This is a genomic window from Streptomyces yokosukanensis (assembly GCF_001514035.1).
Taxonomy (GTDB): Bacteria; Actinomycetota; Actinomycetes; order Streptomycetales; family Streptomycetaceae; genus Streptomyces; species Streptomyces yokosukanensis.
This window is the reverse complement of sequence record NZ_KQ948265.1, coordinates 1-5613: the sequence shown is the minus strand read 5'-3', so window position 1 is coordinate 5613 and position 5613 is coordinate 1. Positions and strand designations below refer to the sequence as shown.

Here is a 5613-nt window from a genome sequence, read left to right as displayed (position 1 = left end):
CCCTCTTATAGCTACGACCAGAGCAACACCTCCACCACCTATAACGCGTATTGGGAAGGCCGCGGAGCGGTGCGCTTCACCTACAACGTGTACGGTACGGGAGATGCCACCCTGTGCCTGCGAATCTTCGTCAACGGCAACGGCTACAACTGGCGCACAGACCACAACTGTCCTGCCGCCGCCTAGGATGAGGCAGCCGCTGGCTGACGCTGCCTCGCGGCCAAGCGTCCTGGACGCTCGCGTCAGCCGCTCGAGCCGCGCGACCATCTTGCGCTGACTCGGAACACTACGGGCCCGGTGACCGCGAGAAGAGCGGCAGTCACTGGGCCCTACTGTGCAGCCCGTGGTGCTCACCCGGGCGTGGACGGGGGCCGCTGGCCTCGTGGGGCCCGCGAACACATGCGGCTGCCGTCCGAGCTAGGTGTCCCATTTCATGAGGTTGGTTTCGCGCGGTCGGTGCGGGCGTCCTGTCCAGGGCGCGTTGCTGCTGCGGCTCGGACCGCAGTGGCTGGGTACAACGCTCGCGGCCGACCCGTCGGACCTGGTTTGTGGATGGCCGGGACGCTGAGTCGGGACATGGCTTTGCGGGCTGAGGCTGCAGGATTGGTACCGGAGTACCCCAGGTGTGCGGCGGCTTGCTCAGCCGTCCACGACTCCTTGTCGACGGTGCCGGGGGTGTCGGTCAGGGTGTCTCCGACGGGCGTGTAGCGCACGCTCCAGCCGGGTCTGGGGGCGTCGTCCCACAGCCAGCCGGGGAGGATCCTGATGTCGATGGGGCCGACGACCAGGCGCCCGTCCATGTGGCTGCTGCGTACGTACGCCTGGATCTCCTGGTGCAGCGTGGTACCGGTCGAAGGTTCGGCGGGCAGTTGCCAGGTGTGGCCGAAGTCCTGGCTCTCCCAGCGGAGCAGTTCGTCGGTGTCCTTGACGACCTCCGGGTGCATCCAGCCGGGGGAGGTCATGACGTTGATGGCCCGGGCCCATGTGTCAGGGACGAAGCCGAAGTGCTTGCCCGAGACCCAGACAGAGTGCCAGTCGCCGATGTTCACGCCGTTGGTGTATTCGACGTCGACGACGTCCCAGAGGGCCTGCAGCCTGACCCCTTACGATTCGACGTCGACGCGGAAGGTCCGGCGCTCGGAGTCCGTGCATACCAGAGCGTTCTCCGGTCGGTGCGGGAGGGGGATCCCGCTGCCGAGCAGAGATTCCAGCAGGTCCCAGACTTGCTGGGGCATGTCACGGGGCAGCAGGCACGGGATGCTGCGCTGGCCGGCGTCCATCAGTAGGTGCCCTTCAAGGAGTCGATGTAGGCGGATGCCCCTGCGCGGGAGAGCTCTTCGATGGAGGCTCGGCTGGTGAGGCCGGAGAATAAGCCTCCGTCCTCGCCGGAGGCACGGCGGCGGGCCAGGAGGGAGAGGATGTAGTCGACCTGGTGCGGGGTGGCGAGCTGGCCCCGCCGCTTCTCCAGGTCCGGCTCGATCTCCTATGCCAAGACCACCACCGTCACTCTCGGCGGGTCGTGGGTGGTTCCCGCGAACCAGAGGCATGGATGGCTCGCACTCGGCTCGATGGGGTACTCCTTCAATTGGGAACGGGGTTCCACGAACGGTGGCTGCAAGTGGATCGTCTCCAACCACGGGACCGCCAAGCTCCCGGCGCTCTCGCCCTACATCGCCCACTCGTGAGTTGAGGACGATCTGATGAAGCCTTTCCTGCCGGCCGTCGGCCTGTCGGCCCTGGTGCTTGTGTCCGCCTGTTCCGGTGGCGCGACCGCGACCCATGCGACGACGCCTCCGGCGAAAGCGACGACGGGGACCGGCGCGACAGCCTCTCCGGTGCAGACCCCGACGAAACCGGACCGCCTTCCCAGTCCGGTCCAGTCTCCGCTTCCTGTCGGGTCGAGGACGCTGTACACGGGATCGGGTCACGGTACGCGTGCTTTCACGCTTCCCGCGTCAGCGGGGAAAGCCTCATCTGTCACGGTGATGTGGACATGTGCCGGCCCTTCCAAGTTCGACATCACTGCCGCCGGGCATACCCTTGCCGGATCTCAGTGCGGTGACGGGACCGGCGCATTTAGCGCCAAGATCCCGCACGCCAATGTCCACGAACTCGTGTGGAAGTTCTCGGCTGACGATTCGGTGATCTGGCGGATCGTCGTGACCCAACCACCTGGGAGCTGACTTCGATCTTGCGTGATGGTCAGCTGCTGACGGACCCCGTGACCTGCTGGGCCCCCGGCGACCGCGCTTTGGCGGCGGCGTAGTTCAGCGCGTACCTGTCGGAGTGAGTGCGGCGCATGGGGGCTGTTCGTCCTCGGTGGGAGCCGTGCATCGTGAACGTCTTTCGCAACCTCATGCGCGTCTTTGCCCTCCTCCTGGAGGGCGGATCGATGTGGCTTTTCCGGCTCAACCGTCCTGTGTCGAAGGGGGATCGTTGTTGCGCAATGCAGTTCGGACCGTGGGTGTCGCCGGTCTTGCCGTGGTGCCCTTGCTGGGAGGGGCGGCGGGGGTGTCGGCCGCCGAGGGCGCGAGCCCGGCTCCGGGCGGCAGCCCGTCTCCGGCGGTCCGCCTGGAGTACCACGTGGCTCAGAACCTCGCCCTGGAGGCGGGTGACGACATCTCGTTCAGCCTGGACGGAATGCCACCGGGATGGGACAAGGCTGAGGTCACCTCCCCGGCCCTGCAGGAGCCGATCACCCTGACTCCCCTGAAGAAGGGGTCGACGCAGTCGGTCCAGGTGGACGCGCCAGGAACAGACCACCGCGTCCGCTCGGGCCTGCGCGCGGGCACCTATCCGGTCACCGCGACGAGCCACGGTCGTACCGTCGCCACCGCACAACTCAAGGTCCTGGCCGAGAACACTGCGCAGATCTACCGGTTCGTCATCGGTCCCAGGAATGCGTCCCCCGGCAGCGGCACACCCGCCTCCCTCCGCCCGGGCAGTGACGTCCGGGTGGTCCTCACCGACCTGCGGGCCGCACCAGGGGAGGACCCCCTCACCGTCACGTCGCCCATCTTCAAGGGCCCGTTGACCATCAAGACGGACAGCCCGGACAACCCCGGCTGCAAATGCGACGACCCCGGCACGGTCTACGCGGGCCACGGAGAACTGCGAGGCGACGTACCCAACGGCCGCTACACCGTGACCGTGGTCAGCCACCATGGGCAGCAGACCACGAAGCAGCACGTCACGATCGCCGGCCAGCCCGTCGCGGACGGCGGCGGCCCGTCCTGGGCGGTCACCGGTGGCGTCGCGGCCGCGGGGCTGGCCCTCGCCTCCGGCGGCGCGTTCGCGGTGCGGCGCCGCCGCTCACGGAAGGCTGCGCCCTCCGCGTAGCGGTGGAGTCGGCGGCCGCGGACCGTCCCCCGGGCGGGTCGAGCGGGCACCGGTGGGCGCGCGCCGAACTGTGCCCCCCGCCTTCCCCGCCTTCCCCGCCTTTCTCGGTTCTTCCTTCATCTTTCCTTCGCTCCCTCCGGCCGCTTTCGGTCCGGAGGGAGTTCGTCCATGACTCAGAAAGCATTCCTTGCCAACCTCACACAGACGAATATCGCGCCTCGTGGTCCTCGCGGCCGGAACTGCCCTGCTCCTGACCGGAGGGGGAAGCCTCGCCCAGGCGCAGGCCAAGGTTCAGGACGCCACACCGGCGCCCCACCTGTCCCCGGCGACGGTGCCGTCCGCCGGACCGTCCGCTGGAACGTCAGCCGCACCGTCCGGTGAACCTGCGCCCTTGGCCTCTGCCAGCCCCTCGACCGGGACCGGCACCGGGGAGCCCTCGGCCTCACCCTCGGCGAGCGCGAGCGGATCCGCCGCGACCGAGACCGGCGACGACGACTTTTCGGACGAGGACGCCATCCGCTTCTGGACGCCTGAACGCATGGCCTCGGCCACCGACCCGGCGCGGCCCGCGCAGCAGGCGGACCCGAGTGCCAAGGCCCGGTTGCGGCGGGCGGCTCCGGCCGATCCCGGCGTGGCGGCCGACATGCCGACTGCGGAGCACATCCTCGGCCTGCCGTCCGTCGGGACGATCTTCACTTACGACACGGACCCGACCACCCAGCGGATGCACGCGCACCATTGCACCGCCAGCGTGGTGGAGAGCCCCGGGCACAATCTGATCCTGACCGCGGGGCACTGCGACGGGGGCAAGGCCGTCTTCGTCCCCATGTACGCCGCCGAGCAGACGCTGGACAAGCAGACCTTCGGCTTCTACCGGGTCGCCAAGTTCTTCACGGACAACCGGTACGTGCACAACACCAAGAAGCCCATCTCCGACCTGGACTTCTCTTTCGGCCGGCTCGAGCCTGCGAAGAGCGGCAAGCAGGCGCAGGACGTGGTGGGCGCGAACTCGCTGGTGCGGACTCCCGGTTACCTGAACAAGGTCACGATGGTCGGCTACCCCTCCAGCCACGACCCCGAGGACCATCCGGTGCGGTGCCCCACGCAGACGGAGGCGCTGCCGGGCTTCTACCAGGTTCAGGCCAAGTGCCGTGGCATGTGGGGCGGTGTCTCCGGCGGTCCCTGGTTCTCCCAGGTGGACTGGGCGAGGGGCACCGGGGAGATCATCGGCAACGTCGGCGGGTACTACGGCGGCGGCGACGACGCCGACGACGACTGGCTCACCTACAGCCCCATGCACGGCGACTGGTTCTTCCGCCTGTACGACGAGGCGAAGAACAACCAGGTCCCCCAGCACGACAGCACCTACGACCAGCCGCCGCTGCCGTACTCCATGGGCGGCGGTGAGACCTGGTCCCATGCCAAGCTGCTGGCCTCGGGCGAGTACACCGGCGACGGCAACGGCGGCTTCACCGGCGAGCGCCGGCTGGCCGCGCCCCACGGCATCTTCCAGAACGCCAAGTCCCTCACCGGTGGCGACTTCTCCGGCGGCAACGGCTCGGACCTGCTGGTGGTGTTCGACTCCGGCGAGGTCAGGCTCTTCCCCGACGTCGGCACCAAGGGCGTGGACGGCGGGTTCAAACTGGCCGACGCCGGTTCCATCTGGAGCCATGCCGATCAGATCACCGGGGGCAGCTTCGGCACCGCGAAGTACGTCAGCGACCTGCTGGTGCGCTGGAGTGACGGCGAAGTAACCGACTACACCGCGGTCGGCGACAAGGGTTTCGGCACCGAACACCAGCTGGAGAAGCCGAAGAGCGCCTGGAAGGACGCCACTCTGGTGACCGCGGGTGACTTCACCGGCGGCAACAATTGGGACACCCTGGTGCGCTGGTCCGACGGACACGTCTCCCAGTTCCAGGAGACCGGCCCCGGCGGCGTCGGCAAGGAGGTCCAGATGGCTCCGGCCGGCAGCATCTGGTCCCACGACTCGGTGATGACGGCGGGCAGCTACGACTCCAACGGCTGGCCGGACGACCTGCTCGTCCGCTGGTCCGACGGCGAGACCACCATGTACACACACACCGGCGCCACCTTCGGCACCGAACACATGCTCGTCGCCCCGAAGTAACCGCCCCACAACCTGCCCCACAGCGCAGGCGGATCCGGGTGACCGAACCCACCGCGCCACCCGGATCCCCTGCAGGCCCACCCCCGCCGCCCGTCCGTACACCGCTACGACCAGCGCATCCCGATCGCGGACAACTGCTCCAC

The 5613-nt window shown here is 68.4% G+C and carries 6 protein-coding genes; 5 read left to right on the top strand and 1 reads right to left on the bottom strand.

Going from position 1 to position 5613, the window contains the following annotated elements; genetic code table 11:
- Window positions 1-186: hypothetical protein (locus AQI95_RS47795; protein ID WP_159056775.1), on the top strand; the 186-nt coding region annotated here is incomplete at its 5' end.
- A 245-nt stretch (window positions 187-431) separates the two neighbouring features.
- Here the strand turns inward: AQI95_RS47795 and AQI95_RS43950 are convergent.
- Window positions 432-1049: a hypothetical protein gene (locus AQI95_RS43950; protein WP_067137097.1), complete on the bottom strand. Its 618-nt coding sequence runs from the start codon at window positions 1047-1049 to the stop codon at window positions 432-434.
- A 390-nt stretch (window positions 1050-1439) separates the two neighbouring features.
- Here AQI95_RS43950 and AQI95_RS43945 point away from each other — a divergent pair, with 390 nt between their 5' ends.
- The 4 genes from AQI95_RS43945 to AQI95_RS43930 all read left to right on the top strand — a co-directional run bounded on the left by AQI95_RS43945 (window position 1440) and on the right by AQI95_RS43930 (window position 5470).
- Window positions 1440-1685, top strand: a complete 246-nt coding sequence (locus AQI95_RS43945; protein ID WP_067137095.1) for a hypothetical protein — start codon at window positions 1440-1442, stop codon at window positions 1683-1685.
- A 15-nt stretch (window positions 1686-1700) separates the two neighbouring features.
- Complete coding sequence (locus AQI95_RS47790) at window positions 1701-2183, top strand: hypothetical protein (RefSeq protein ID WP_159056774.1); 483 nt, start codon at window positions 1701-1703, stop codon at window positions 2181-2183.
- A 256-nt stretch (window positions 2184-2439) separates the two neighbouring features.
- The gene (locus AQI95_RS43940) at window positions 2440-3339 is read left to right on the top strand and encodes a hypothetical protein (protein WP_244189126.1); all 900 of its coding nucleotides are present in this window, start codon (window positions 2440-2442) and stop codon (window positions 3337-3339) included.
- A 391-nt stretch (window positions 3340-3730) separates the two neighbouring features.
- A complete protein-coding gene (locus AQI95_RS43930) occupies window positions 3731-5470 on the top strand; it encodes a trypsin-like serine peptidase (protein WP_244189125.1) in 1740 nt (579 codons plus the stop codon).
- Window positions 5471-5613 lie beyond the last annotated feature (143 nt).